The organism is Serratia sp. CY84636, assembly GCF_052166245.1.
In the GTDB taxonomy this organism is placed as follows: domain Bacteria; phylum Pseudomonadota; class Gammaproteobacteria; order Enterobacterales; family Enterobacteriaceae; genus Serratia; species Serratia nevei.
This window is the reverse complement of the sequence record NZ_JBJNOX010000002.1, coordinates 2,014,007-2,037,993: the sequence shown is the minus strand read 5'-3', so window position 1 is coordinate 2,037,993 and position 23,987 is coordinate 2,014,007. Positions and strand designations below refer to the sequence as shown.

Here is a 23,987-nt window from a genome sequence, read left to right as displayed (position 1 = left end):
CCTTACTCTTGACTGGTGTTAACTAAAAAGACGGGCCGATTACTCAAGCTCTGCCATCAGTTTTACCAAGTGCTCAACGGCTTTCTGCTCGTCTTCACCTTCAGCGGAGATGGTCACTACGGTCCCTTGAGTCAGCCCCAGAGTTTGCAGTTTGAACAGGCTTTTAGCGCTGGCGCTTTTGCCGTTGGAGGTCACGGTGATGTCAGACGTGAAGCCTTTGGCTTCTTTAACGAACTGAGCGGCAGGGCGAGTATGCAGACCATTCGGAGCGGTAATAGTAACTTCTTGCTGGAACATTGATGTTTCCCCAACTTATTGGATTAATGTTGTGGAGCTAAAGTTTAGCCCAGGGGCCTGACTTTAGCTTGTCTGGTTATAGCGCCTGACTATGGACAGGGGCGAACGTTGATGCAACAGAAAACGACGCGTTAGGCACTTCAGATCAAAAAACTCGGCTTTAGACGTCGTTCCAATCCGCTCCCCATTATGCCCGATTCGACGCGTCGGCGACAGATGAGTAAATCGATTCAGCCTTGACCGGGCTCGGGGGGTGATTAATTTTGCGCATCGAAATAATGCACCGTTAAATACTAAAGCCGACGGGCAAAAGCAATCTTGGACTGCTATAAAGTTTGATCCAGTCCACAAAAAAGCACCCCGCAGGGTGCTTTTTTAGCGATTTGTGCAGTGGTGGAATTACTGCTGCAATTCCTGCTCGGTGAACAGATCGGCAAACAGCGCGGTGCTCAGATAACGTTCGCCGGAAGAGGGCAGGATCACCACGATGGTCTTGTCGGCGAACGCCGGTTCTTCGGCCAGTTTCACCGCCGCCACGACCGCTGCGCCGGAGGAGATGCCCGCCAGGATGCCTTCTTCGTCCATCAGGCGACGCGCCATGCTGATGGCTTCGTCGTTGGAGACCTTCTCGACGCGATCCACCAGGTCCAGATCGAGGTTGCCTGGAATGAAGCCGGCGCCGATGCCCTGGATCTTGTGCGGGCCCGGTTTCAGCTCTTCGCCGGCCAGCGCCTGGCTGATGACCGGCGAGTCGGTCGGCTCGACCGCCACGGTAGTGATGGCCTTGCCTTTGGTGTTCTTGATGTAGCGGCTGACGCCGGTCAGCGTGCCGCCGGTGCCGACGCCGGAGATGAACACGTCGACTTCACCGTCGGTGTCTTCCCAGATTTCCGGGCCGGTGGTTTTTTCATGGATGGCCGGGTTGGCCGGGTTGCTGAACTGTTGCAGGATCAGGTAACGGTTCGGATCGGTGGCGACGATCTCTTCGGCCTTGGCGATAGCGCCTTTCATGCCTTTCGCCCCTTCGGTCAGCACCAGATTGGCGCCGAGCGCCTTGAGCAGCTTGCGGCGCTCGATGCTCATGGTTTCCGGCATGGTCAGCGTCAGCTTGTAACCGCGCGCGGCGGCCACGAAGGCCAGCGCGATGCCGGTGTTGCCGCTGGTCGGCTCCACCAGCTCTTTACCGGCGGTCAGCACACCACGTTGTTCCGCATCCCAAATCATATTGGCACCGATGCGGCATTTGACGCTGAAGCTCGGGTTGCGTGATTCAACCTTGGCCAGAATGCGTCCGTTGCCGATACGGTTCAGACGAACCAGCGGCGTATGGCCGATTGTTAATGAGTTGTCTTCATATATCTTGCTCATAGCCCGTCCTTTAACTCTATGAAAATGTGGGGAACATCGAAAGCATACGCTAACAGTACCGGCAGGGAAGTAAAGAATTGGTATATCTATATGTTATTAGGAAATAAGTTTTAAGCACAATGATAAGGGCGCGAAATGCGCGCCCTGTCGAAAATTCCCGCGCTATCGGCGGCAAAAAGCGGCGGTTATCGGACGAATTGCGAGCGGTAGCGATCGACCCACATCGCGGTGGCGCCGCAGACGGCGACCGGCAGGATCACCAGGTTGAGGATCGGGATCATGGTGAACAGGCTGACCAGCGCGCCGAACTGCAGGTTGTCGGTTTTGTGCTGGCGCAAGGCGCGGCGCATGTCGGCAAAGCTCACCTTGTGGTTGTCGAAAGGGTAGTCGCAATACTGGATCGCCAGCATCCAGGCGCTGAACAGGAACCATAGCACCGGCGCCACCGTCTGGCCGATGCCGGGCACGAAGTACAGCGCCAGCAGCAGCAGCGCGCGCGGCAGGTAATACATCAGCTTGCGCCATTCGCGCGCCATGATGCGTGGCAGATCTTTGGCGATGCCGAGCAGGCCGGTGTCCGGCAGCGGTTTGCCGGTCAGGCTGCCTTCGAGCTGCTCGGCCAGCAGGCCGCAGAACGGCGCCGCAATCAGATTGGTGATGGTGCTGAACAGATAGCTGAACACCAGCAGCACCGAAATGACCGCCAGCGGCCACAGCAGGTAGCTCAACCATTGCAGCCAGTCGGGAACGTGGCTCATCATCGCCGGGATCCAGTCGCCGAGCCGGCTGAACAGCCACCAGAAAGCGGAGCCCATCAGCAGCACGTTGACCAGCAACGGCAGGACCACATAGCGTTTAATCCCCGGGCGCGAAATCAGGCGCCAGCCTTCGGCGAAATAGTGAATGCCGCTGGTTGAGCGGGCAGGGGGCTGCGTATAGGACATATCTTAAGTTATCTCGTTGTCTGAACAGGCATCATTATCATATAGGGATGATTTTCCACTGGCTAGGGTAGGGTTGGCTGAAAAACCAGCAGAAAAAGGCAGTATAATCATCTTTATTGGCATAAAGTTCAGCACGGACTTGCACTTGTGTGCGCGGGCAAATAGAGTTAAAGAGTGAATGTTTGCCGCGGTGGCAATGTATTGGAACAACAGAGATAGCAATGATGCAGGATTTGCGTCTGATATTAATCGTTGTTGGCGCGATCGCCATAATAGCGCTGTTATTGCACGGTCTGTGGACCAGTCGCAAAGAACGGTCAGCGCTCTTCCGCGATCGCCCAGCCAAACGTTCCCAAAAGGAACGTGAACAAACTCCGATCGACGATCTCGAAGAAGGCGTCGGTGAGGTGCGCGTACGCGCCGCTCACCCGCAAGACGAGCCGTCATTCGGCCATTTCGATGCCGCACGCGAAGAACCCGTGGCCGCGCCGAAGCCCGCTCCGGCGGCTGCGCCTGCGCCCCGCGCCGTTCAGCCGGCTGCCCATCAGACGCCGCCTCCGCTGTCTCAGCGGCCGGAGTATGATGACATCCTGCTGAACAACTACGCGCCGAACGAAGAACAGGCCGAGCCGCAGCAACCGCAACCGGCCGCGCGCCGTGAGCCGCGCGTCGACGATCTGCCGCATGAACATGAGGCGCCGCAGGGGGCGGAACCGGCATTCCACGCCGAGCCGGCCCCTGTGCAGCAGGCACCGGAAGTGAAGCCGGCGCAGGAGCCTGCGCCACAGCCACAACAGCCGGCGGCTGCGCCCATTCAGGCCAAGCTGAAAGAGACCGTGCTGGTGCTGCACGTCGCGGCCCATCAGGGCGGCGTAATCGGCGGCGAAGTGCTGCTGCAGAGCGTGTTGCAGGCGGGCTTCCAGTTTGGCGAGATGGGCATCTTCCACCGCCATATCAGCCCGGCCGGCAGCGGCCCGGTGCTGTTCAGCCTGGCGAACATGGTCAAGCCGGGGTCGTTCGATCCTGACATGATGTCCGATTTCTCCACGCCGGGCGTGTCGATGTTCATGATGGTGCCGTCTTACGGCGACGCCAATCAGAACTTCAAGCTGATGCTGCAGTCGGCACAGCGCATCGCCGACGACGTGGGCGGCGTGGTGCTGGACGACGAGCGCCGCATGATGACGCCGCAGAAGCTGGAAACCTACAAAGCGCGTATCCGTGAAGTGTTGGAAAACAACGCCTGACCGGGTTGCCGCGCGCACTGAACATCCGTAACAACAAAGCCCCCGCTAGCCGGGGGTTTTTTATCTTTGATGGTGAGCCATGGAATCGATAATCCAACAAATCAATCAACTACGAGCCACACTGCGCCATCATGAATACCAGTATCATGTGCTGGATGCGCCGGAAGTGCCGGATGCGGAATATGACCGCCTGATGCGTGAACTGCGCGAACTGGAGAGCGCGCATCCTGAGTTTGTCACCGCCGATTCACCGACCCAGCGCGTGGGCGCCGCGCCGCTGGCGGCGTTCGACCAGGTGCGTCACGAAGTGCCGATGCTGTCGCTGGACAACGTGTTCGACGAAGAAAGCTTCCTGGCGTTTTACAAGCGCGTGCAGGATAGGCTCAAAAGCAGCGATCCGCTGACCTTCTGCTGCGAGCTGAAGCTGGACGGCCTGGCGGTCAGCCTGCTGTACGAAGACGGTGAGCTGGTGCGCGCGGCGACGCGCGGCGATGGCACCACCGGCGAGAACATCACCACCAACGTGCGCACCATCCGCGCCATCCCGCTGCGCCTGACCGGCGACAACATTCCGCGCCGGCTGGAAGTGCGCGGCGAAGTGTTCATGCCGCAGGCCGGTTTTGAACAGATGAACGAAGAAGCCCGCCGCAAAGACGGCAAGGTGTTCGCCAACCCGCGCAACGCCGCCGCCGGTTCGCTGCGCCAGCTCGATCCGCGCATTACCGCCAAACGCCCGCTGACCTTCTTCTGCTACGGCGTCGGCCTGCTGGAAGGCGGCGAGCTGCCGCGCAGCCACTTTGAGCGCCTGATGCAGTTCAAGGCCTGGGGCCTGCCGGTCAGCGATCGCGCCCAACGCCGCACCGGCAGCGAGGAAGTGCTGGCGTTTTATCGCCAGGTCGAGCAGGACCGCGCGCAGCTCGGTTTCGACATCGACGGCGTGGTGATCAAGATTGACGATATCGATCTGCAGGAAACGCTGGGCTTTGTGGCGCGTGCGCCGCGCTGGGCGACGGCGTTCAAATTCCCGGCGCAGGAGCAGATCACCGTGGTGCGCGAAGTGGAGTTTCAGGTTGGCCGCACCGGCGCGATTACGCCGGTGGCGCGCCTTGAGCCGGTGCTGGTTGCCGGGGTGACCGTCAGCAACGCCACCTTGCACAACGCCGATGAAATTGAGCGTCTGGGGCTGCGCATCGGCGATACGGTGATCGTGCGCCGTGCCGGCGACGTCATCCCGCAGGTGGTGGGGGTGCTGGAAGACCGTCGGCCACAGGATGCGCGCGAAGTTGTGTTCCCGCTTCACTGCCCGGTATGCGGCTCCGACGTTGAGCGCGTGGAAGGCGAGGCGGTAGCGCGCTGCACCGGCGGTCTTATCTGCGGCGCGCAGCGCAAAGAGGCGTTGAAGCACTTCGTTTCCCGCCGCGCGCTGGACGTTGAAGGCATGGGCGACAAGATCATCGAGCAGCTGGTGGACAAAGAGTACGTGAAGAACCCGGCCGATCTGTTCCGTCTGTCCGCCGGCATTCTGACCGGCCTGGATCGCATGGGGCCGAAATCGGCGCAGAACCTGGTCAATGCGCTGGAGAAATCCAAACAGACCACCTTCGCTCGCTTCCTGTATGCGCTGGGCATTCGCGAGGTCGGCGAGGCGACCGCCGCCAACCTGGCGGCGCATTTCGGATCGCTCGAGAAGCTGTTCGCCGCCGATATCGAGGCGCTGAAAGAGGTGCCGGACGTCGGCGAAGTGGTGGCCAAACATACCCGCAATTTCCTCGATGAAGCGCTCAATCAGCAGGTGATCAACGAGCTGGTGGGCGCCGAGATCGGCATCCACTGGCCGGCGCCGGTGGTGGTGGTCGCCGAAGAGATAGACAGCCCGTTCGCCGGCAAAACCGTGGTGCTGACCGGCTCGCTGAGCCAGCTGTCGCGCGACGAGGCCAAAGATCGCCTGACGGCGCTGGGCGCCAAGGTCAGCGGCAGCGTGTCGAAGAAAACCGATTTGGTGATCGCCGGCGAAGCGGCCGGTTCCAAGCTGGCGAAGGCGCAGGAGCTGGGTATCGTCGTGATCGACGAAGCGGAAATGATCCGCCTGCTGGGTGACTGATGGAAAAGGAAAACCTGCTGGAGATCGCCAATACCGTGATGCCGTTCGGCAAGTACCAGGGGCGGGTGCTGATCGACCTGCCCGAAGAGTACCTGCTGTGGTTCGCCCGCAAGGGCGAATTCCCCAAAGGCAAGCTCGGCATGCTGATGGAGATGACGCTGGCGATTAAAATCGAAGGGCTTGACCACCTGGTCAAGCCGCTGAAGAAAAGCTGAACTGACGGGCCTCGGCCCGTCTTTTTTTACCCGCGCGATGCCTGCGCGTTGGCGTTGGGCACCGCCTGCTGTGCCCGCTGCTTGCGCTGATACCTTTTCGCCAGCACCGCACAGGTCATCAGCTGCACCTGGTGGAACACCATCAGTGGCAGCACCATGATCCCCACCGTCGCCGCCGGGAACAGGATATTGGCCATCGGAATGCCGTTCGCCAGGCTTTTCTTCGAACCGCAGAACACGATGGTGATCTCGTCCGCCTTGCTGAACCCGAGCCAGCGCGCCATGTAGGTGTTCACCACCAGCACGATCGCCAGCAGCACGATGCTGCCGCCGACGATAAACGCCAGCGAACCGATCCCCACCTGATGCCAGATGCCGTGCGTGACCGCCTCGCTGAAGGCGGCGTACACCACCAGCAGAATCGAGGTCTGGTCGGTTTTGCCGATCAGCGGGCGATGGCGCTCGATCCAGCCGCCGATCAGCGGCCGCAGCAGGTGGCCGGCGACGAACGGCACCAGCAGCTGCAGCACGATCGAGCCCACCTGCCGCAGGCTGCCGGTATCGCCGTGCACGTTCATCAGCAGGCCGACCAACAGCGGCGATACGAAGATCCCCAGCAGGCTGGAGGCGGAGGCGCTGCACACCGCCGCCGCCACGTTACCGCCCGCCAGCGAGGTGAAGGCGATGGCCGACTGCACGGTGGCGGGCAGGATGCACAGGTAGATGAAACCGGCGTACAGCTCGGGGCTGACGTCGATCGGCGCCCACCAGGCGAACAGCATCCCCAGCGCCGGAAAAATGATGAAGGTGCTGAACATCACCCACAGATGCAGCCGCCAGTTATTGCTGCCGGCCAGGATGGCCTCGCGCGACAGCTTGGCGCCGTGCATGAAGAACAGCAGGGCGATGGCGGCGATGGTCAGGGCGTTGAGCCAGCCGACGAACTCGCCGCGCGCCGGCAGGAAAGAAGCCAGCAGCACGGTGGCGATCAGCGTCAGGGTAAAACGATCGGGTAGGAATCTCATGGCGATGCGCTCGGGTAGAAAATCGATGGGGCTATTCTCCCGCGTGGGCATATAATAATTAAATTGATTTATTTAATTCATCTATGAATAAAACACATGAATTACTCACTCAAACAGCTGCGGGTGTTCGTCGCTGTCGCCCGCCACGGCAGCTTCAGCCGCGCCGGCGAGGCGATCGGTCTGACGCAATCGGCGGTCAGCCACAGCGTGAAAGAGCTGGAGGCGGAGGTCGGCGTGCGCCTGCTGGATCGCACCACGCGTGAAGTGGTGTTGACCGATGCCGGCCTGCGGCTGGCCAACCGGGTCGAACGGCTGCTGGACGAACTGCAGGCCGCGTTGCTGGATGCGCGCAGCTTTGGCGTACAGCGCAGCGGCACGGTGCGGGTGGCGACCAGCCAGACCATTTCCGCCCATCTGATGCCGCAGTGCATCGCCGCCGGCGAGCGCCAATACCCGGAGATCCGCATCATGCTGCGCGATCAGGCGCAGCAGCAGGTGCTGCACAGCGTGCGCAATGCCGAGGTGGATTTCGGCATCGTGGTCGATCCGGTGCAGGCGGTGGATTTGGAGTGCGAAGCGGTGCTGCATGAACCGTTCCTGCTGCTGTGCCGCGAAGATCACCCGTTTGCTGCGCGTCAAGAGGTGCGTTGGTCGGCGTTAAACGGCTGCCGCCTGGTGTTGCAGGATTACGCGTCGGGCAGCCGGCCGTTGATCGACAGCGCGCTGAGGCAGCAGGGCGTCGAGGCGCAGGTGGTGCAGGAAATCGGTCATCCGGCTACGCTGTTCCCGATGGTGGCGGAAGGGATTGGCATCAGTATCTTCCCGGCGTTGGCGCTGCCGCTGCCGGAAGGGGGGCGGCTCCGGGTACGGCGGCTGGTGCCGGAGATCAATCGCGCGTTGATGCTGGTGCGGCGCAAGAACCGCTCGCTGACGCCGGCGGCGGAGGCCATCTGGCAGGTGGCGCGTCAGCAGGCGGCGCTGCTGCACCAGCGCCGGCAGGAAAACGCCGAATATTGATTCAGATATAGACGTCCACCACGTTGAGCGGCGTCGGGCGGTTTACGCCGTCGCCGGATTGCGCCGCGGCTTTTTCCATTTGCTCCTGTTGCTGCTTTTCCATTTCTTCTTTCTGGATGCGCGCGATCTCGGCCTGCAACATCTTGATCTGTGCTTCAATCAGCTGCTTTTGCTTCTCGATCTCTTTGGGATCGGCGCTGGAGTCCTTCAGCTCCACCAGCTTTTGCTGCAGAGCCTGAATCTGCCGGTTCAGCGCCTTGATGCGTGCCGAGGCGCGGCTTTCGTTGAGATTTTCCGGTTCGTCATTGCCGCTGGCGCCTTCGCTTTTCTTCGCCTTGCCGCCTTCCGGCTGGTTGTTGACCGGTTTGGCCATCAGCAATTCGCCCTGATGGCCCGGCGCGCTGAAGACGTTGCTGACGCCGGGAACGGTATTTTTGATCGGTACGATCATGGTGATGGTGGTCGACATGGATGCTCTCCCTGAGTCTGGCTATCGCTGTTCAGGGTATCGGCAGCGGCGGCTAAATCTTTACCTGCCGCAGGTGCGGCCAGCGCTGCAGCCAGCCTTTGTCGAGCACGCGCTGGGCATAGGCCGCGCGATCGCCGTTTTTGACGTTGAAGGTGATGGTGTCGTCAAACAGCGCCGCGAGCCCGAAGGGGGCCACCAGCGTGATGCTGTCGTCGGCGTTCAGGCGTGCGCCGATCGCCGTTTCCACTTCGGTCCAAAAGCTGATGGCCTCTTCGCTGTCGCGGTAAGGCGCCCGGCCGCCGCGCAGGTGCATGCGCGCCTGATTCTTGACCGACCACGGCTGCGGCAGCCATTGGTGCAGCCGCGCCTCCAGTATGCGATCGCGCTCGGCGTCCGCACGCTCCGCATCGAAGTGGATCACGTCGATATCGTTGAGCGGCGTGGCGTCCAGGTAGCCGTGGCGCCGATCCCACACCAGATTGCGTACGAAGCCGGCGCCCAGGCACCAGTCATTCAGGCCGAGCCGGCGCGCGGTGCGCAGGGCGGCCATGCGAGCGTCATCTTGTTGCAGCCAGTCGATAATTTGCCATTGCGGATCCATCACCCCTCCTTTTTTCGCGGCTACTGTAACCCGAAGCGGCGGCGGGTGAAATGGGGGAAAGCGCGACGGCGGCGATCGCGTGCAAAATAATTTTCTTTTCCCACTGACTACACTTGGTGCAGGGCTGTTATCTCGTCACTCGGGGCAAGGGAGGGGGCTATGTATCAGGCAACGGTGGGCCAACGCGGCTATCGCTTTGGCGATCTGCGTCAGCTGATGGCGAAGGCTTCGCCGGCGCGTTCCGGCGATTATCTGGCGGAGGTGGCGGCGCAAAGCGCCGAAGAGCGTATGGCGGCGCGCATTGCGCTGGCGGACTTGCCGCTCAAGGCGTTCCTGCAGCAGGCGCTGGTGCCGTACGAAGAGGACGAGGTGACGCGCCTGATTATCGACGGCCACGATGCCGCCGCCTTTGAGCCCATCTCGCACCTCACGGTCGGTGATTTTCGCGATTGGTTGCTGAGCGAGCAGGCGGACAGCGCCATGCTGGCGCAGGTGGCGGCCGGCATCACGCCGGAGATGGCGGCGGCGGTGAGCAAGCTCATGCGCAATCAGGATCTGATCCTGGTGGCGAAGAAGTGCCGGGTGGTGACGCGCTTTCGCAATACGATCGGCCTGCCGGGCCACCTCAGCGTGCGGCTGCAGCCCAATCACCCGACCGATAGCCTGCAGGGCATCGCCGCCAGCATGCTGGACGGCCTGTTGTACGGCAGCGGCGATGCGGTGGTCGGCATCAATCCGGCCAGCGACAGCCTGCCGCTGCTGGAAAAGCTCAACTACATGCTGGACGACGTGATCCAGCGCTTCGCCATTCCCACCCAATCCTGCGTGCTGACCCACGTGACCAACACGCTGCGGCTGATAGAGCGCGGCGCGCCGGTGGATCTGGTGTTTCAGTCGATCGCCGGTACCGAAGCGGCCAATCGCGGCTTCGGCATCAGTTTGGCGCTGCTGGCGGAAGCGCAGCAGGCGGCGCTGAGCCTCAGGCGCGGCACGTTGGGCGATAACGTGATGTATTTCGAAACCGGGCAGGGCAGCTGCCTGTCGGCCAACGCGCATCACGGTGTCGATCAGCAGACCTGCGAGGCGCGCGCCTATGCGGTGGCGCGCCATTTCTCGCCGCTGCTGATCAACACCGTGGTGGGGTTTATCGGCCCCGAATACCTGTATGACGGCAAGCAAATTATCCGCGCCGGGCTGGAGGATCACTTCTGCGGCAAGCTGCTCGGCCTGCCGCTGGGTTGCGACGTCTGCTACACCAACCATGCCGAAGCCGATCAGGACGACATGGACACGCTGCTGACGCTGTTGGCCGCCGCCGGGTTGACGTTTCTGATCGGCGTACCGGGCGCGGACGACATCATGCTCAACTACCAAAGCACGTCGTTCCATGACGCGCTCTATATCCGCGAGCTGCTTGGGCTGGAGCACGCGCCGGAGTTCGCCGCCTGGCTGGCGGCGATGAACATTACCGACGAACGCGGACGGCTGCGCGACGCCGCCGCCAATCATCCGCTGTTGCTGGCGCTGCAGGGAGAACGCACATGAGCAAACCGGTTCACGCCAACAGCTGGGACGCGCTGCGCGCCTTTACCGATGCGCGCATCGCGCTGGGGCGCACCGGCGCCAGCCTGCCGACCGACGAGCTGCTGCGCTTCGGCCTGGCTCACGCTCAGGCGCGCGACGCGGTGCATCAGCCTTTCGACAGCGAACGGCTGGCGGCGGATCTGCACGATGCCGGTTGGCCCACGTTGGCGGTGCACAGCCAGGCTGCCGACCGCGCCGCCTACCTGCGCCGACCGGATCTGGGGCGGCGGTTGGCCCCGGATAGCCGCAGCCTGCTGCTTGGTTTACCACCTCGCCGTGCCGATCTGCTGCTGATAGTGGCGGACGGCCTCTCCTCCAAGGCGGTGCACCGCCAGGCGCTGCCGCTGCTGCAGGCGTTGCGGCCCTATCTCGAGATGCTGGGGCTGACCGTGGCACCGCTGGTGCTGGCGCATCAGGCGCGGGTGGCGCTGGGGGATGAGATCGGTGAATGCCTGCAGGCTCGGGCGGTGGCGATTCTGATCGGCGAACGGCCGGGGCTGTCGTCGCCGGACAGCCTGGGCGTCTATTTGACCTGGGGGCCGAACGCGCGCAGAACGGACGCCGAGCGCAACTGTATCTCCAACGTGCGGCCCGAGGGGTTGGATTATCCGCAGGCGGCGTTCCGCCTGGCCTGGCTGCTGGAGCAGGCGTTCCAGCGGCGGTTGAGCGGCATCGAGCTGAAGGACGAGAGCGACAACCCGGCCCTGCACGGCCGAGTGACGCCGCTTTATCCCCAACTGGGCGGCTGACCGATGGTTTGCTGCAGCAGGGCGGTGAAGGCCGCCAGCCGGGCGGATACCTTTGCCATTGGCCGCAGCAGATAGATGCCTTGCTGCTCATGGCGCGGATCTTCCAGCATTTGCACCAGTTGCCCGTGCTGCACGTCCGGCCCCACCACCCAGTTGGGCAGAAAGGCGATGCCGAGCCCGAGCAGTGCGGCCTGACGCTGCGCGGTGAAGTCGTCGCAGCGTAGCGCCATGGTGCAGCGGCTCATCAGCGCCGCGTCGAGGATCTGCGCCCAGCAGGCCGGCTGCTGCTTGTGGTAGCGGGCGATCAGCCGATGCTGCGGCAGCGCTTCCAGATCGGCCGGCAGGCCATAGCGGGCGACGTAGGCGGGGCTGGCGCACATCACCCAGCGTTGGGTGGCGATGCGGCTGGCATACAGCGCGCTGTCCTTCTGTTCGCCGATGCGGATGGCGGCGTCGAGCCGTTCCTGCGTCGGATCGGTCAGACGTTCGGTCAGATCGAGGTCGACCGACAGCTGCGGGTAGCGTTCCGCCAGCGTCGGCAGCAGCGGCAGCACATAGGTTTTGCCGAAGGTCGGCAGGCAGCTGATGCGCAGCGTGCCCTGCGGCGTTTCGTTCAGCGCGCTCAGCTCGGCGCGAAGGCCGGTAATGTCCGTCATCAGCGCGGTGGCGCGCGTCAGCAGCAGCTCGCCGGCGTCGGTCAGCAGCAGGCCGCGGGTGGAGCGCACGAACAGCGCGGCGCCGAGCGCGCTTTCCAGGGCATCGATGTGGCGCACCAGCGAGGAGGGCACCATGCCCAGCCGGCGCGCGGCGGCGGAAAAGCTGCCCAGGCGGGCCACGTCGAGAAAAATTGGCAGATGTTCTACATAGCGGGCGTCATTCATTTTTGCATTATATGCAAAAGCGTTTCTTATGAATACCCGCTTCTCTGCCGACGGCGCGGCGGCTACTCTGGCTGCGGGTTGACGACGGGCTTCAACGCCGCCTTACCCCGGCCGTATAGAGAGAAAACGTATAAACCTCGCGGCGCTTAGCACTAAATAGCAGATGTTTTTCCCAGGCTGCGCGAGCCGCCTGCGGAGTTGATTGTCGCTCCAACACCAGATTAACCGTTCAATTTGATAACCGGTTCAGTCTCAATGATTAGTAAGCCTTTACTTTATCTCATTCTGATCTGATACCTGGTTATCGGCCGGCCAGCCGTGCCGGTTTTTTTGTCGCCTTAGGCTGAATCGTTCCAACTGATGAACGCGCCTTGGGGGACATCTTGGCTCACCGTCGGTGGGTCTTTTGAACGCGCGGAACCGCGATCCCGCGCTGGTGGAGGAGTCAGTCATGAACGAAAAACACGGGTGTTCCTGTGCGCGCCATTTGGCGCAGGGTTTTGCCAGGCAGTCGATCAACGCCGGGGAGGGCGAAATCTATCAAATCTCGCTGATGAGCGCGCTTATCGACGGGGTTTACGAGGGGGAGACCACCATTGCCGAGCTGCTCAAGCACGGCGATTTCGGCCTTGGCACCTTCAATCACCTGGACGGCGAACTGATCGCCTTCGATCAGGAAATACACCAGCTGCGCGCCGACGGCAGCGCCCGGCCGGCCGGCCTGCAACAGAAAACCCCCTTCGCCGTCGTCACCTTTTTCCAGCCCAGCGTCAGCCAGCAATTCGACCGGCCAATCACCAAGGCGCAGCTGCACCAGAGCATCGACGAGCAGGTCGCCTCGCCGAACCTGTTTTGCGCGGTGCGGGTCGACGGCGAGTTCAGCCACGTGGAAACCCGTACCGTGCCGCGCCAGGAGCGGCCCTACCGCCCGATGCTGGAGGCGATAGAAGAGCAGCCGACCTTCTCGTTCCATCAGCGGCGCGGCACGCTGGTCGGTTTCCGCTCGCCGGATTACATGCAGGGCATCGGCGTGGCCGGCTATCACGAACACTTCGTTACCGACGACCGCAGCGGCGGCGGCCACGTGCTGGACTACCAGCTCGATCATGGCCGTCTGCAGTTCGGCGTCATCACGCGTCTCAATCTTCAGTTACCGCATGATGCGGATTTCTTGCGCGCCAACCTCTGCCCAGAGGATTTGGATCGCGCGATTCGTTCCGCCGAGGGCTAACCCCGGCGATCGTTTTCTTAGGAGGTGGAACCATGGCACAGGAAAAAACAGGCAATGACTGGCAATGCGGCGCCGATTTGGTGGTGAAAAACCTGGAAGCGCAGGGCGTCAAACACGTTTTCGGCATTCCGGGCGCCAAGATCGACCGGGTGTTCGACTCGCTGGAGGACGCGCCATCGATTGAAACGGTGGTGGTGCGGCATGAGGCCAACGCGGCCTTTATGGCGGCGGCGGTCGGCCGCTTGACCGGTAAGGCCGGGGTGGCGCTGGTCACCTCCGGGCCGGGCAGTTCCAACCTGATCACCGGGCTGGCCACCGCCACTTCGGAAGGGGACGCGGTGGTGGCCTTCGGCGGGGCGGTGAAGCGCGCCGACAGCCTGAAGCAGACGCACCAGAGCATGGATACCGTCAGCATGTTCCGGCCGGTGACCAAGTATTGCGCCGAAGTGCATGCCGGTTCGGCGATTTCCGAGGTGATCGCCAACGCCTTTCGCCGCGCCGAATTCGGCCGGCCGGGGGCATCGTTCGTCAGCCTGCCGATGGATATCGTCAATGAACCGGTCAGCGCGCCGGTGCTGGCCGGCTGCCGCTTGCCGCGCATGGGGGCCGCCGCGGCGGATGACATTCAGGCGGCGGTGAAACTGATCCGCCAGGCCAAATGCCCGGTATTGCTGCTCGGCCTGCAGGCCAGCCGGCCGGAGAACAGCGAGGCGGTGCGCCATCTGCTGTATCGCACCCATATGCCGGTGGTCGGCACCTATCAGGCGGCGGGGGTGATCGACGTCAACCACTTCGCCCGTTTCGCCGGCCGCGTCGGCCTGTTCAACAACCAGCCGGCCGATCAGCTGTTGCAGAAGGCCGACCTGGTGGTGAGCGTCGGCTATGATCCGATCGAATACGATCCCTGCATGTGGAACAGCCACGGGCGGCTGAAACTGGTGCACATAGACGTGCTGCCGGCGGATATCGATACCTGCTATCGGCCGGACGTCGAGCTGGTGGGCAACATCAGCGCCACGCTGAACATGATGACCGAAACGTTCACTGAGGCGGTCTGTGTGCCGCCGGAGGTGGAGCTGATCCTCACCGATCTCGGCCGCCAGCGCACTGAACTGGCGGAGCGCGCCGCCCGCCGCGGCGGCATGCCGATCCACCCGCTGCGCATCGTCAAGGAGCTGCAGGACATCGTCAGCGACGACGTAACCCTGTGTGTGGACATGGGCAGTTTCCATATCTGGATCGCCCGCTACCTGTACAGCTTCCGCGCCCGCCAGCTATTGATCTCCAACGGCCAGCAAACCATGGGGGTGGCGCTGCCGTGGGCCATCGGCGCGGCGCTGGTTCGCCCCGGCGATAAAGTGGTGTCTATCTCCGGTGACGGCGGGTTCATGCAGTCGAGCATGGAGCTGGAGACCGCGGTGCGGCTGAAAAACAACATCGTGCATGTCATCTGGGTCGATAACGCCTACAACATGGTGGAGATGCAGGAAGTGAACAAATACCAGCGCAAATCCGGCGTGGAGTTCGGGCCGATTGACTTCAAGGCCTACGCGGAATCCTGCGGCGCGGTCGGTTTCGCCGTGCAGTCGGTGGACGATCTGCGGCCGATGCTGCGCAAGGCGATGGCGATCCAGGGGCCGGTGGTGGTGGCCATTCCGGTCGACTACGCCGACAACTATAAGCTGATGGCGCAGATGAACTTCAGCCAGATGATTTAATTTCATCATCATCGCGCGGTTTCACCGGGGCAGGCCGCTTGCGCGCCTGCCCGTTTTTATGCGCGGAATTTGTCCTTTACTTCGCTAACTGCATGATTTATTGCTATCCGTTGGGCTGTTTTTTCACCACTGGGGATAGCGCAATGAAAAGAAAAGCAATAACGATTGGGCTGCTGGCGTTGGCGATTGCCGGCGGCGCGCGGGCCAATACGCTGGTCTACTGTTCCGAAGGCTCACCGGAAGGCTTCAACCCGCAGCTGTTCACCTCCGGCACCACGGTGGACGCCAGTTCGGCGGCGATCTACAACCGGCTGGTGGACTTCAAACCCGGTACCGTCGAGCTGCAACCCAGCCTGGCGGAAAGCTGGGAAGTGAGCGAGGACGGCAAGCGCTATACCTTCCACCTGCGCAAGGGCGTGGCATTCCAGAGCAATAAATATTTCACGCCTACCCGCGATTTCAACGCCGATGACGTCATCTTCTCGTTTATGCGACAAAAGGACGCCAACAACCCGTATCACAAGGTCTCCAACGGCGCCTACACCAACTTCGAGTCGATGGAGTTCGGCACGCTGATCGACCGGATCGTCAAGGTGGACGATCACACCGTGCGCTTTGAGCTCTCCCGCGCCGAGGCGCCGTTCGTCGCCGATCTGGGCATGTACTTCGCCACTATTTTTTCGGCGGAATATGCCGACGCGATGCTGAAGGCCGGTACGCCGCAGCGGGTGGACAACGATCCGATAGGCACCGGGCCGTTCCAGCTGGTGCAGTACCAGAAGGACGCGAAAATCCTCTACAAGGCGTTCGACCGCTACTGGGAAGGCAAACCGAAGATCGATCGGCTGGTGTTTTCGATCACGCCGGATGCGACGGTGCGTTACGCCAAGCTGCAAAAGAACGAGTGCCAGGTGATGCCGTTCCCCAACCCGGCGGATCTGGCGCGCATGCGGCAGGACGGCAACCTTCAGGTGATGGAAAAATCCGGCTTGAATATCGGCTTCCTGGCGTTCAATACCCAGAAAAAACCGTTGGATAACGTCAAGGTACGCCAGGCGTTGGCGCTGGCGGTCAACAAGCCGGCGATCATCGAGGCGGTGTTCCACGGCGCCGGCCAGCCGGCCAAGAACCTGCTGCCGCCGACCCAGTGGGGCAGCAACGCGCAGCTTGAAGACTACCCGTATTCGCCGGAGCGGGCGAAGCAGCTGTTGCAGGAAGCCGGGCTGGGGCAGGGGTTTGACATCGATCTGTGGGCGATGCCGGTGCAGCGGCCCTACAATCCCAACGCCAAGCGCATGGCGGAGATGATCCAGGCCGACTGGGCCAACATCGGCGTGCGCGCCAAGATTGTCACCTTCGAGTGGGGCGAATATTTGCAGCGGATTAAAAACGGCGAGCACCAGACGGCGTTGATGGGCTGGACCACCGCCAACGGCGATCCGGACAACTTCTTCGGCCCGCTGTTCACCTGCGCTTCGCTCGGCGGCTCCAACTCGGCGAAATGGTGCTACAAACCGTTCGACCAGCTGATCCTGCAGGCGCGCGAGGAGAACGATCACGCCAAGCGGGTGGCGATGTACCAGCAGGCGCAGGTGATGATGCACGATCAGATGCCGGCGCTGATGATCGCGCACTCGACCATCTTCGAACCGGTGCGCAAGGAAGTGAAAGGCTACGAAATCGACCCGTTCGGCAAACACATCTTCAAGCAGGTGTCGCTGGAGAAGTAACGAAAAGGCCGGGGTAACCCGGCCTTTTTCATGCCTGCGGCGCGTCGCAGTGGTAGCGGCCGCGCGGGATCACCAGCGGGGTGTGGGACAGCGGATCGTCGATGATCATGCACGGCATGCCGAACACCCGTTCCACCAGCTCGGCGGTGATGATTTCCGCCGGGTTCCCCTCCGCCACGATCTTGCCGTCGCGCATGGCGATGATGTGATCGGCATAGCGACAGGCGTGGTTGAGATCGTGCAGCACCGCGATGAGGGTTTGGCCGTGCTCGCGGTTGAGCTGACGGAACAGATCCAGCAGCTCGATTTGGTGCGCGATGTCCAGATAGGTGGTCGGTTCATCCAGCAGCAGCAGCGGCGTTTGCTGCGCCAACGCCATCGCCACCCAGACGCGCTGGCGCTGCCCGCCGGACAGCTCGTCAACGCTGCGGTCCGCCAACTGGCTGACGTTGGTGGCCGCCATGGCGGCTTCCACCGCCTGTTTGTCGGCCTGCGTCCACTGTTTCAGCAGGCTCTGGTGCGGATAGCGGCCGCGCGATACCAGGTCCGCCACGGTAATGCTGTCCGGTGCGATCGAGGTTTGCGGCAGCAGCCCAAGCTCGCGCGCCAGCGCCTTGGTGGCGAAGCTGCTGATGTTTTTGCCGTCCAGCATCACCTCGCCGGCGCTGGGTTTCAGCAGGCGGCACAGGGCGCGCAGCAGCGTCGATTTTCCGCAGGCGTTCGGCCCGACGATCACCGTGAAGGCGCCGTCGGGGATCGCCACGCTCAGATCGTCAGCGATGATTTTATTGTCGTAGCCCAGCTTCAGGTGCGAGGCGTGCAGGCGGTGGCTCATGGCGTTATCACTTTTCATTATCTGCGGGCCTCACGGATGAGCAGCCAAATCAGGTACAGGCCGCCGATGCAGACGGTCACGACCCCGACCGGCAGTTGGATCGGCGCAAAAAGATGTTGGGACACCACGTCGGCGCCGAGCAGCAGCGTCGCGCCCATCAGCGCCGAGGACGTCAGGGTGACCGAGGATTGTCCGGCCAGGCGGCGGGCGATCTGCGGCGCCGCCAGCGCGATAAAGGAAATCGGCCCGGCGGTGGCGGTGACGGCGGCGGTGAGGGTGACGCCGAACAGCATCAGCCACAGCCGGCTGCCTTCGGCGTTCACGCCCAGCGCGCGCGCCGTGTCGTCGCCCATTTCCAGCAGCTGCAGCCGTTTGCCCATCAGCAGCGCGGCCGCGGCCGCCAGCACGATAAACGCCGTGGCGGGCTGGGCTTTTTGCCAGGTCATGCCGTTGAGCGAACCGGCCTGCCACATGGCGGCGTCCATGGCGCGCTCCAGCGAGGCGGTGATGATCAGCCAGGTATTGGTGGAGACCAGCACCGCGCTGATGGCGATGCCGACGATGATCAGCCGGAAGCCGGCGATGCCTTGCCGCCAGGCCAGCAGGTAGATGGCCAGCGCGGCGAGAATGCCGCCGGCCAACGCGCCGCCGGCGATGTAGTAATAGCCGCCGTTGAACAGGGTGATGGCGATCAGCGCGCCAGTGTAAGCCCCCATGTTAAAGCCAATCACGTCCGGGCTGCCGAGCGGGTTGCGGATAATCGACTGGAAGATGGCGCCGCTCATGCCGAGCGCGGCGCCTAACAGCAGCGCCATGGCGATACGCGGCAAGCGCCATTGGGTGACCACGGTGACCAGATTTTTCGGTGCCTCGCCACTGAGCGCGGCAAAGACCTGTTCCAGCGAAAGCTGCAGCGTGCCGTAGCACAGCGCGGCAACGGCCATTGCCAGGCACAACGCCAGCAGCGAAAGATTGACCAACAGTAGGCGCAGCGGCATGCGCCAGTTGATGACGCCGTCCGGACGGCCGATATGCAGCGTGTGCGGCAGACTCATCACAGACCCCCCAGCGTTTTCTTGCGGCGCACCAGCCAGATCAGGACCGGCGCGCCAATGAAGGCCGCCACGATGGAAACCCGAAGTTCACCGGCCGCCAGCAGACGGCCGACCACGTCGGCGCACAGCAGTAAAATCGGCGCCAGCAGCATGGAGTAGGGCAGGATCCAGCGCTGGTCGGGACCGACCCACCAGCGGGCGATATGCGGCACCATCAGGCCGATGAAACTGATTGGGCCGACGGTGGCGGTCGCCGCGCCGCACAGCAGCGTGATGGCGATCACCGCGATGACCTGAGTCAGCACCACGCGCGCGCCGAGCGCGATAGCCAGATCTTCCCCCATGCCGATGGTATTCAGCGGCCGGGCGATGAGCAACGTCAGCAGGCAGCCGAGCAAAATGGCGGGGGCGGTGACCGGCAGCGTGGACAGCGTGCGGATATCCAGCGTGCCGGCCTGCCAGAAGCGCAGTTGGTCGAAGGTTTGCGGATCGATCAGCGACAGCCCGGTGGTGATGCCGAGCAACACCGCGCCGATCGCCACGCCGGCCAGCGTCAGCCGCACCGGGTTGATGCGCCCGCCCGCCAACGTGCCGATCAGGTAGACCAGCAGGGTGGTGAGGGCAGCGCCGACAAAGGCGTAGGCCATATAGCTTTCGGTGGTGGCCGCGCCGAAAAACATGATGCCGATGACCACGGCGAAGCTGGCGCCGGCGTTGATGCCGAGCACGCCGGGATCGGCCAGCGGATTGCGCGTCAATGCCTGAATCAGCGCGCCGGCGGCGCCGAGCGCCATGCCGGCCAAGATGCCCGCCAGCGTACGGGGCACCCGGGCGTTGAGAATGATGGTGCTGTCGGAACCGCTCGCGGCGCCCTGCAGACTGAGCCAGACGGTATGGAAGGGGATGGCTTTGGAACCCAGCATCAGGCTGGCAATGATGCACAGCAGCAGCAGCGCCGTGCCGATACCGAACCCGGCGATGCGTTTGAAGCCACTGGCGTAAGCTGCGTGCGGGGCGGACGAAAGCGTCCGCTCAGTCGGAGTGGGTACGTTCACACCGGTAACTCCTGTATGATTTTTATTCTCATTGTTATTTGCGTTCATGCGGGCGCTAATAGTAGCACGAGTTTACGCCCGCATGCACCCGCCGGTTGGTGGCGCAGGTGCGTTGACGATGTTAATAACTATTGATATTTCAATTGATTGAATGTGAACGGTTGCCCTGTTTATGGCAAACGTCGGCAGGAGGCTGACCCGCCGACGGCGTGGTTCAGGGCTTTTTGAACAGCCGTTCGATTTGGTTCAGCATGTTGGTGGCGCTGTAGTAATCGAGACGGAAAGTGTCGTTGCCGACGGCGTAGACGTGCCGCTGTTCCACCGGCTCCAGATGTTTGAGGAACGGGTTGGTCAGCACCTCTTGCACTTTACGCTCGTTGGTGGCGAACAGGATCAGGGTTTTGCCGTTCAGGCCCTCGGCCATTTTTTCGCCGGAGATCTGGATGATGTCATGGCGCTTACCCATGCTGGCGTTGCCTTTGGCGCTTTCCGGCGGGGTGGCCAGTTGGAAGCCGAGCTGGGTCAGCAGCTTGCCCTGGGCTGACCCCGGTGTCCACAGCATGGCCTCGCGGCCGTTGTCGGCATACACCAGCGGGGTGGTCGGCTGCGGCGGCAGCGCGATCGCCTGCTTCACTTGCTCCACGCGCTGTTCGAAACGATCTTCCGCCTGTTTGGCGCCGGCTTCGTGACCGGTGATCTCACCGAGCTCGCTGGCCAGCTGTTGCCAGCTTTTGTCGCCATAATCGAGCACCAGCGTTGGCGCAATGGCCGACAGCTGGTCATACAGTTTCAACGCCGAATCCCCACCGGTGGCGGCGACGACGATCAAATCCGGCGCGGCGGCGGCGACGGCTTCGGCATTGGGCTCCACCTGGTACAGCCGTTCGACGTGGCGCTGTTTGGCCACCTCGCTCCACTGGGTAAAGAAGCCTTGTTTATCGGCCACCAGCGGATTTGGGCTGGTGGCGGCGCTGGCGACCACCGGGGCGTCGATAGCCAACAGCGTGCCGGTGATGGTGACGCTGGTGGACACGATGCGCTGCGGCGGTTTTTCCAGCGTGAATTTCCCTTTGGCGCTGTCGATGGTGCGCGGCCAACCGCTGTCGGCAGCGGGGGCGGACGGTTTCTGCCCGTCGCTCTTGTCGTCCGGGCCGCAGCCGCTGAGCAACAGGCTGGAAGTGGCGATAAATGCAATGAACAGCTGGCGTAAGGATAGGGTCATGAGCGGGCTCTTTCTTTCCTTGAACTAAGGCGTATCAATCCGGCGGCGGATTGGCTGCGTGGTGGATGCCCGCTAATTTACCATTCAAACCGGCAAAATGATAACCATTCGTATCTCAGCGCGTGGTGAATAAAGAAAGAATAAGAAGAAAGGGGAAGGGGGGAGACAGAAACGAAAAAAGCGCCAAAAGGCGCTTTTTTCTGAATGGGTGGGGCGTGCAGGATTGATTCGGCCTGTGGCCTCACCCTGCGGGCAACGCTGCGCGTTGTCGTATCGCTGCGCGATGCTCGAACCTCTACGGCTCTTCATCCTGCACGACTCGGTGAACTCTGTCGGCAAGAAGATGAAGTCGGGTTTAGATGGCGCAGAAACGAAAAAAGCGCCCAAAGGCGCTTTTTTCTGAATTGGTGGGTCGTGCAGGATTCGAACCTGCGACCAATTGATTAAAAGTCAACTGCTCTACCAACTGAGCTAACGACCCGCAGAAGTGGTGGGTGATGACGGGCTCGAACCGCCGACCCCCTCCGTGTAAAGGAGATGCTCTACCAACTGAGCTAATCACCCACTTCAGGACTTCCAGGTACTGCTAAACGAGAGAATGATGGTGGGTGATGACGGGCTCGAACCGCCGACCCCCTCCGTGTAAAGGAGATGCTCTACCAACTGAGCTAATCACCCACTTCAGGACTTCCAGGTACTGCTAAACGAGAGAATGATGGTGGGTGATGACGGGCTCGAACCGCCGACCCCCTCCGTGTAAAGGAGATGCTCTACCAACTGAGCTAATCACCCTCATTCGTTCTCATTTTTTTCAACAAGATGGTGGGCGATGACGGGCTCGAACCGCCGACCCCCTCCGTGTAAAGGAGATGCTCTACCAACTGAGCTAATCGCCCCGTCTTGTTGGAGTCGCATTATAGGGATAGTTCAAAGTGAGTCAACGGTTTTTAAAATGATTTCAATCGTTCGCCGCAAATTTAGGCAGGGCGCGATAATTATCGCCAACGGCGTCGATTCTTTGCGCAACGCTATGCGAAACTCGCCGCAAAACGCGCGAAATCGACCGGTGCAATATCGTGTCGGCGTTGAGGAATTAGCGCGTGGTGATACAATGTCGTCCACTCTTTTTTCAATTCCGAGCAATCGTCGGCAACCGCCGACACGCGTTGCGTAATAAGGCAGTGAACCCAATGAAAATCAAAACCCGTTTTGCACCGAGCCCGACCGGCTATCTTCACGTCGGCGGCGCGCGTACCGCACTTTACTCCTGGTTGTTCAGCCGCCATGCGGGCGGTGAGTTCGTTCTGCGTATCGAAGATACCGATCTGGAACGCTCCACCCAGGACGCGATCGACGCAATTATGGATGGCATGAACTGGTTGAACCTGGATTGGGATGAAGGCCCGTATTTCCAGACCAAGCGTTTCGATCGTTACAACGCGGTCATCGACGAGATGCTGGAGCAGGGCACGGCCTATAAATGCTATTGCTCCAAGGAACGTCTGGAAGCGCTGCGCGAGAAGCAGATGGAAAACGGCGAGAAGCCGCGTTACGACGGCCACTGCCGCGACAGCCAGTGCAGCCACACCGACGACGAGCCGCACGTGGTGCGCTTCCGCAACCCGCAGGAAGGCTCGGTGATCTTCGACGACAAAATTCGCGGCCCGATCGAATTCAGCAACCAGGAGCTGGACGATCTGATCATCCGCCGCACCGACGGTTCGCCAACCTATAACTTCTGCGTCGTCGTTGATGACTGGGACATGGAAATCACCCATGTGATCCGCGGCGAAGATCACATCAACAACACCCCGCGCCAAATCAATATTCTCAAAGCGCTGGGCGCGCCGGTGCCGGAATACGCTCACGTATCAATGATCCTCGGCGACGACGGCAAAAAGCTGTCCAAGCGTCACGGCGCCGTGGGCGTTATGCAGTACCGCGACGACGGCTATCTGCCGCAGGCGCTGCTGAACTACCTGGTGCGCCTGGGCTGGTCTCACGGCGATCAGGAGATCTTCTCCAGCGATGAGATGAAAGAGTTCTTCACGCTGGAAGCGATCAACAAATCCGCCAGCGCGTTCAACACCGAGAAGCTGCAATGGCTGAACCACCACTACATTAACCATATGCCGGCGGAAGAAGTGGCGGTGCATCTGGCATGGCACGTTGAGCAGCTGGGCATTGAAACCCGCAACGGCCCGGAACTGAAAGACATCGTCAAACTGCTGGGCGAGCGTTGCAAAACGCTGAAAGAGATGGCGGAGTCCTGCCGTTACTTCTACGAAGACTTCAGCGAGTTCGACGCCGACGCGGCCAAGAAGCACCTGCGCCCGGTGGCGCGTCAGCCGCTGGAAGCGGTGCGCGCCAAGCTGGCCGCCATCACCGTCTGGACGCCGGAAAACGTGCACGACGCCATTCAGGGCACGGCGGATGAGCTGGGTGTCGGCATGGGTAAAGTCGGCATGCCGCTGCGCGTTGCGGTGACCGGCGCCGGCCAGTCGCCGGGCATGGACGTGACCGTGCATGCGATCGGCCAGAAGCGTTCGCTGCAGCGCATCGACATGGCGCTGGCTTACATCGCCGAGCGCGAAGCGCAAGCCTGATTCGCTGATACGCCATAAAGAAAAAGCCCCGTGGAGC

General features: G+C 62.0%; 21 protein-coding genes, 5 tRNA genes and 1 other RNA gene. 10 read left to right on the top strand and 17 right to left on the bottom strand.

What is annotated here, in order from left to right; translation table 11 throughout:
- Window positions 1-39: 39 nt before the first annotated feature.
- From ptsH to cysZ, 3 genes are all read right to left on the bottom strand, one after another.
- Window positions 40-297, bottom strand: a complete 258-nt coding sequence (gene ptsH, locus ACJ8QI_RS14120; RefSeq protein ID WP_004936458.1) for a phosphocarrier protein Hpr — start codon at window positions 295-297, stop codon at window positions 40-42.
- Window positions 298-696: 399 nt separating this feature from the next.
- Complete coding sequence (gene cysK, locus ACJ8QI_RS14115) at window positions 697-1,665, bottom strand: cysteine synthase A (RefSeq protein ID WP_038881303.1); 969 nt, start codon at window positions 1,663-1,665, stop codon at window positions 697-699.
- Window positions 1,666-1,850: 185 nt separating this feature from the next.
- Entirely contained in the window at window positions 1,851-2,609 is a 759-nt protein-coding gene (cysZ, locus tag ACJ8QI_RS14110) for a sulfate transporter CysZ (RefSeq protein WP_049198406.1), read from the bottom strand.
- Window positions 2,610-2,830: 221 nt separating this feature from the next.
- Between cysZ and zipA the strand changes: the two genes are divergently transcribed.
- The 3 genes from zipA to ACJ8QI_RS14095 all read left to right on the top strand — a co-directional run bounded on the left by zipA (window position 2,831) and on the right by ACJ8QI_RS14095 (window position 6,172).
- Window positions 2,831-3,856, top strand: a complete 1,026-nt coding sequence (zipA, locus tag ACJ8QI_RS14105; protein ID WP_149571667.1) for a cell division protein ZipA — start codon at window positions 2,831-2,833, stop codon at window positions 3,854-3,856.
- Window positions 3,857-3,935: 79 nt separating this feature from the next.
- Entirely contained in the window at window positions 3,936-5,957 is a 2,022-nt protein-coding gene (gene ligA, locus ACJ8QI_RS14100; protein ID WP_442532676.1) for an NAD-dependent DNA ligase LigA, read from the top strand.
- Window positions 5,957-6,172, top strand: coding sequence for a DUF3820 family protein (locus ACJ8QI_RS14095; protein WP_004936441.1), 216 nt, complete (start codon window positions 5,957-5,959; stop codon window positions 6,170-6,172). Before ligA ends, ACJ8QI_RS14095 begins: the two co-directional genes overlap by 1 nt.
- A 26-nt stretch (window positions 6,173-6,198) precedes the next feature.
- On the opposite strand, the gene ACJ8QI_RS14090 is transcribed toward ACJ8QI_RS14095, so the two are convergent.
- Complete coding sequence (locus ACJ8QI_RS14090) at window positions 6,199-7,197, bottom strand: bile acid:sodium symporter family protein (RefSeq protein WP_049198403.1); 999 nt, start codon at window positions 7,195-7,197, stop codon at window positions 6,199-6,201.
- Between the two features lie 96 nt (window positions 7,198-7,293).
- On the opposite strand from ACJ8QI_RS14090, the gene ACJ8QI_RS14085 reads away from it, so the two are divergent.
- A complete protein-coding gene (locus tag ACJ8QI_RS14085) occupies window positions 7,294-8,214 on the top strand; it encodes a LysR family transcriptional regulator (RefSeq protein ID WP_442532675.1) in 921 nt (306 codons plus the stop codon).
- Between the two features lies 1 nt (window position 8,215).
- Here ACJ8QI_RS14085 and ACJ8QI_RS14080 read toward each other — a convergent pair whose 3' ends face one another.
- Both ACJ8QI_RS14080 and ACJ8QI_RS14075 read right to left on the bottom strand, forming a co-directional pair.
- Window positions 8,216-8,683, bottom strand: a complete 468-nt coding sequence (locus ACJ8QI_RS14080) for a FlxA-like family protein (protein WP_442532674.1) — start codon at window positions 8,681-8,683, stop codon at window positions 8,216-8,218.
- Between the two features lie 52 nt (window positions 8,684-8,735).
- On the bottom strand, window positions 8,736-9,284 hold the full coding sequence (locus ACJ8QI_RS14075) for a nucleotidyltransferase family protein (protein ID WP_442532673.1): 549 nt from the start codon (window positions 9,282-9,284) through the stop codon (window positions 8,736-8,738).
- A gap of 159 nt (window positions 9,285-9,443) precedes the next feature.
- Here ACJ8QI_RS14075 and ACJ8QI_RS14070 point away from each other — a divergent pair, with 159 nt between their 5' ends.
- Entirely contained in the window at window positions 9,444-10,829 is a 1,386-nt protein-coding gene (locus tag ACJ8QI_RS14070; RefSeq protein ID WP_442532672.1) for an ethanolamine ammonia-lyase subunit EutB, read from the top strand.
- Window positions 10,826-11,617 (top strand): ethanolamine ammonia-lyase subunit EutC, encoded by a 792-nt coding sequence (eutC, locus tag ACJ8QI_RS14065; protein ID WP_442532671.1) that lies wholly within the window; start codon window positions 10,826-10,828, stop codon window positions 11,615-11,617. Before ACJ8QI_RS14070 ends, eutC begins: the two co-directional genes overlap by 4 nt.
- Here the strand turns inward: eutC and ACJ8QI_RS14060 are convergent.
- Window positions 11,596-12,498 carry a LysR family transcriptional regulator gene (locus ACJ8QI_RS14060; protein ID WP_060439281.1) on the bottom strand — a complete coding sequence of 301 codons (903 nt, stop codon included), beginning with the start codon at window positions 12,496-12,498 and terminating at the stop codon, window positions 11,596-11,598. The genes eutC and ACJ8QI_RS14060 overlap by 22 nt on opposite strands.
- A gap of 451 nt (window positions 12,499-12,949) precedes the next feature.
- Here ACJ8QI_RS14060 and budA point away from each other — a divergent pair, with 451 nt between their 5' ends.
- From budA to ACJ8QI_RS14045, 3 genes are all read left to right on the top strand, one after another.
- On the top strand, window positions 12,950-13,729 hold the full coding sequence (budA, locus tag ACJ8QI_RS14055; protein ID WP_442532670.1) for an acetolactate decarboxylase: 780 nt from the start codon (window positions 12,950-12,952) through the stop codon (window positions 13,727-13,729).
- Window positions 13,730-13,761: 32 nt separating this feature from the next.
- On the top strand, window positions 13,762-15,447 hold the full coding sequence (gene alsS / locus ACJ8QI_RS14050; protein WP_033635442.1) for an acetolactate synthase AlsS: 1,686 nt from the start codon (window positions 13,762-13,764) through the stop codon (window positions 15,445-15,447).
- 143 nt (window positions 15,448-15,590) lie between these two features.
- Window positions 15,591-17,177: an ABC transporter substrate-binding protein gene (locus ACJ8QI_RS14045; RefSeq protein WP_060419867.1), complete on the top strand. Its 1,587-nt coding sequence runs from the start codon at window positions 15,591-15,593 to the stop codon at window positions 17,175-17,177.
- Between the two features lie 28 nt (window positions 17,178-17,205).
- On the opposite strand, the gene ACJ8QI_RS14040 is transcribed toward ACJ8QI_RS14045, so the two are convergent.
- From ACJ8QI_RS14040 to ACJ8QI_RS13995, 10 genes are all read right to left on the bottom strand, one after another.
- Window positions 17,206-18,012 (bottom strand): ABC transporter ATP-binding protein, encoded by an 807-nt coding sequence (locus tag ACJ8QI_RS14040; protein WP_049272132.1) that lies wholly within the window; start codon window positions 18,010-18,012, stop codon window positions 17,206-17,208.
- A gap of 17 nt (window positions 18,013-18,029) precedes the next feature.
- On the bottom strand, window positions 18,030-19,067 hold the full coding sequence (gene fepG / locus ACJ8QI_RS14035) for an iron-enterobactin ABC transporter permease (protein ID WP_049233553.1): 1,038 nt from the start codon (window positions 19,065-19,067) through the stop codon (window positions 18,030-18,032).
- The gene (gene fepD, locus ACJ8QI_RS14030) at window positions 19,067-20,122 is read right to left on the bottom strand and encodes a Fe(3+)-siderophore ABC transporter permease (protein ID WP_135638453.1); all 1,056 of its coding nucleotides are present in this window, start codon (window positions 20,120-20,122) and stop codon (window positions 19,067-19,069) included. Before fepD ends, fepG begins: the two co-directional genes overlap by 1 nt.
- A 214-nt stretch (window positions 20,123-20,336) precedes the next feature.
- Window positions 20,337-21,344 carry a Fe2+-enterobactin ABC transporter substrate-binding protein gene (gene fepB / locus ACJ8QI_RS14025; RefSeq protein ID WP_336842862.1) on the bottom strand — a complete coding sequence of 336 codons (1,008 nt, stop codon included), beginning with the start codon at window positions 21,342-21,344 and terminating at the stop codon, window positions 20,337-20,339.
- A gap of 206 nt (window positions 21,345-21,550) precedes the next feature.
- A non-coding RNA gene (locus tag ACJ8QI_RS14020) (RtT sRNA) lies at window positions 21,551-21,674 on the bottom strand.
- Window positions 21,675-21,749: 75 nt separating this feature from the next.
- Window positions 21,750-21,825: transfer RNA gene (locus tag ACJ8QI_RS14015), tRNA-Lys, on the bottom strand.
- Between the two features lie 7 nt (window positions 21,826-21,832).
- A tRNA-Val gene (locus ACJ8QI_RS14010) sits at window positions 21,833-21,908 on the bottom strand.
- Window positions 21,909-21,946: 38 nt separating this feature from the next.
- Window positions 21,947-22,022 (bottom strand) — tRNA-Val (locus tag ACJ8QI_RS14005).
- A 38-nt stretch (window positions 22,023-22,060) separates the two neighbouring features.
- Window positions 22,061-22,136: transfer RNA gene (locus ACJ8QI_RS14000), tRNA-Val, on the bottom strand.
- Window positions 22,137-22,164: 28 nt separating this feature from the next.
- Window positions 22,165-22,240, bottom strand: a tRNA-Val gene (locus ACJ8QI_RS13995).
- Between the two features lie 294 nt (window positions 22,241-22,534).
- On the opposite strand from ACJ8QI_RS13995, the gene gltX reads away from it, so the two are divergent.
- Window positions 22,535-23,950: a glutamate--tRNA ligase gene (gene gltX, locus ACJ8QI_RS13990; protein WP_442532669.1), complete on the top strand. Its 1,416-nt coding sequence runs from the start codon at window positions 22,535-22,537 to the stop codon at window positions 23,948-23,950.
- Window positions 23,951-23,987: the final 37 nt, after the last annotated feature.

What these genes read in the sequence shown, in the direction of transcription:
- ptsH (WP_004936458.1), bottom strand. Translation starts at nt 297, where the DNA reads ATGTTCCAGCAAGAAGTTACTATTACCGCTCCGAATGGTCTGCATACT.
- cysK (WP_038881303.1), bottom strand. Translation starts at nt 1,665, where the DNA reads ATGAGCAAGATATATGAAGACAACTCATTAACAATCGGCCATACGCCG.
- cysZ (WP_049198406.1), bottom strand. Translation starts at nt 2,609, where the DNA reads ATGTCCTATACGCAGCCCCCTGCCCGCTCAACCAGCGGCATTCACTAT.
- zipA (WP_149571667.1), top strand. Translation starts at nt 2,831, where the DNA reads ATGATGCAGGATTTGCGTCTGATATTAATCGTTGTTGGCGCGATCGCC.
- ligA (WP_442532676.1), top strand. Translation starts at nt 3,936, where the DNA reads ATGGAATCGATAATCCAACAAATCAATCAACTACGAGCCACACTGCGC.
- ACJ8QI_RS14095 (WP_004936441.1), top strand. Translation starts at nt 5,957, where the DNA reads ATGGAAAAGGAAAACCTGCTGGAGATCGCCAATACCGTGATGCCGTTC.
- ACJ8QI_RS14090 (WP_049198403.1), bottom strand. Translation starts at nt 7,197, where the DNA reads ATGAGATTCCTACCCGATCGTTTTACCCTGACGCTGATCGCCACCGTG.
- ACJ8QI_RS14085 (WP_442532675.1), top strand. Translation starts at nt 7,294, where the DNA reads ATGAATTACTCACTCAAACAGCTGCGGGTGTTCGTCGCTGTCGCCCGC.
- ACJ8QI_RS14080 (WP_442532674.1), bottom strand. Translation starts at nt 8,683, where the DNA reads ATGTCGACCACCATCACCATGATCGTACCGATCAAAAATACCGTTCCC.
- ACJ8QI_RS14075 (WP_442532673.1), bottom strand. Translation starts at nt 9,284, where the DNA reads ATGGATCCGCAATGGCAAATTATCGACTGGCTGCAACAAGATGACGCT.
- ACJ8QI_RS14070 (WP_442532672.1), top strand. Translation starts at nt 9,444, where the DNA reads ATGTATCAGGCAACGGTGGGCCAACGCGGCTATCGCTTTGGCGATCTG.
- eutC (WP_442532671.1), top strand. Translation starts at nt 10,826, where the DNA reads ATGAGCAAACCGGTTCACGCCAACAGCTGGGACGCGCTGCGCGCCTTT.
- ACJ8QI_RS14060 (WP_060439281.1), bottom strand. Translation starts at nt 12,498, where the DNA reads ATGAATGACGCCCGCTATGTAGAACATCTGCCAATTTTTCTCGACGTG.
- budA (WP_442532670.1), top strand. Translation starts at nt 12,950, where the DNA reads ATGAACGAAAAACACGGGTGTTCCTGTGCGCGCCATTTGGCGCAGGGT.
- alsS (WP_033635442.1), top strand. Translation starts at nt 13,762, where the DNA reads ATGGCACAGGAAAAAACAGGCAATGACTGGCAATGCGGCGCCGATTTG.
- ACJ8QI_RS14045 (WP_060419867.1), top strand. Translation starts at nt 15,591, where the DNA reads ATGAAAAGAAAAGCAATAACGATTGGGCTGCTGGCGTTGGCGATTGCC.
- ACJ8QI_RS14040 (WP_049272132.1), bottom strand. Translation starts at nt 18,012, where the DNA reads ATGAGCCACCGCCTGCACGCCTCGCACCTGAAGCTGGGCTACGACAAT.
- fepG (WP_049233553.1), bottom strand. Translation starts at nt 19,067, where the DNA reads ATGAGTCTGCCGCACACGCTGCATATCGGCCGTCCGGACGGCGTCATC.
- fepB (WP_336842862.1), bottom strand. Translation starts at nt 21,344, where the DNA reads ATGACCCTATCCTTACGCCAGCTGTTCATTGCATTTATCGCCACTTCC.
- gltX (WP_442532669.1), top strand. Translation starts at nt 22,535, where the DNA reads ATGAAAATCAAAACCCGTTTTGCACCGAGCCCGACCGGCTATCTTCAC.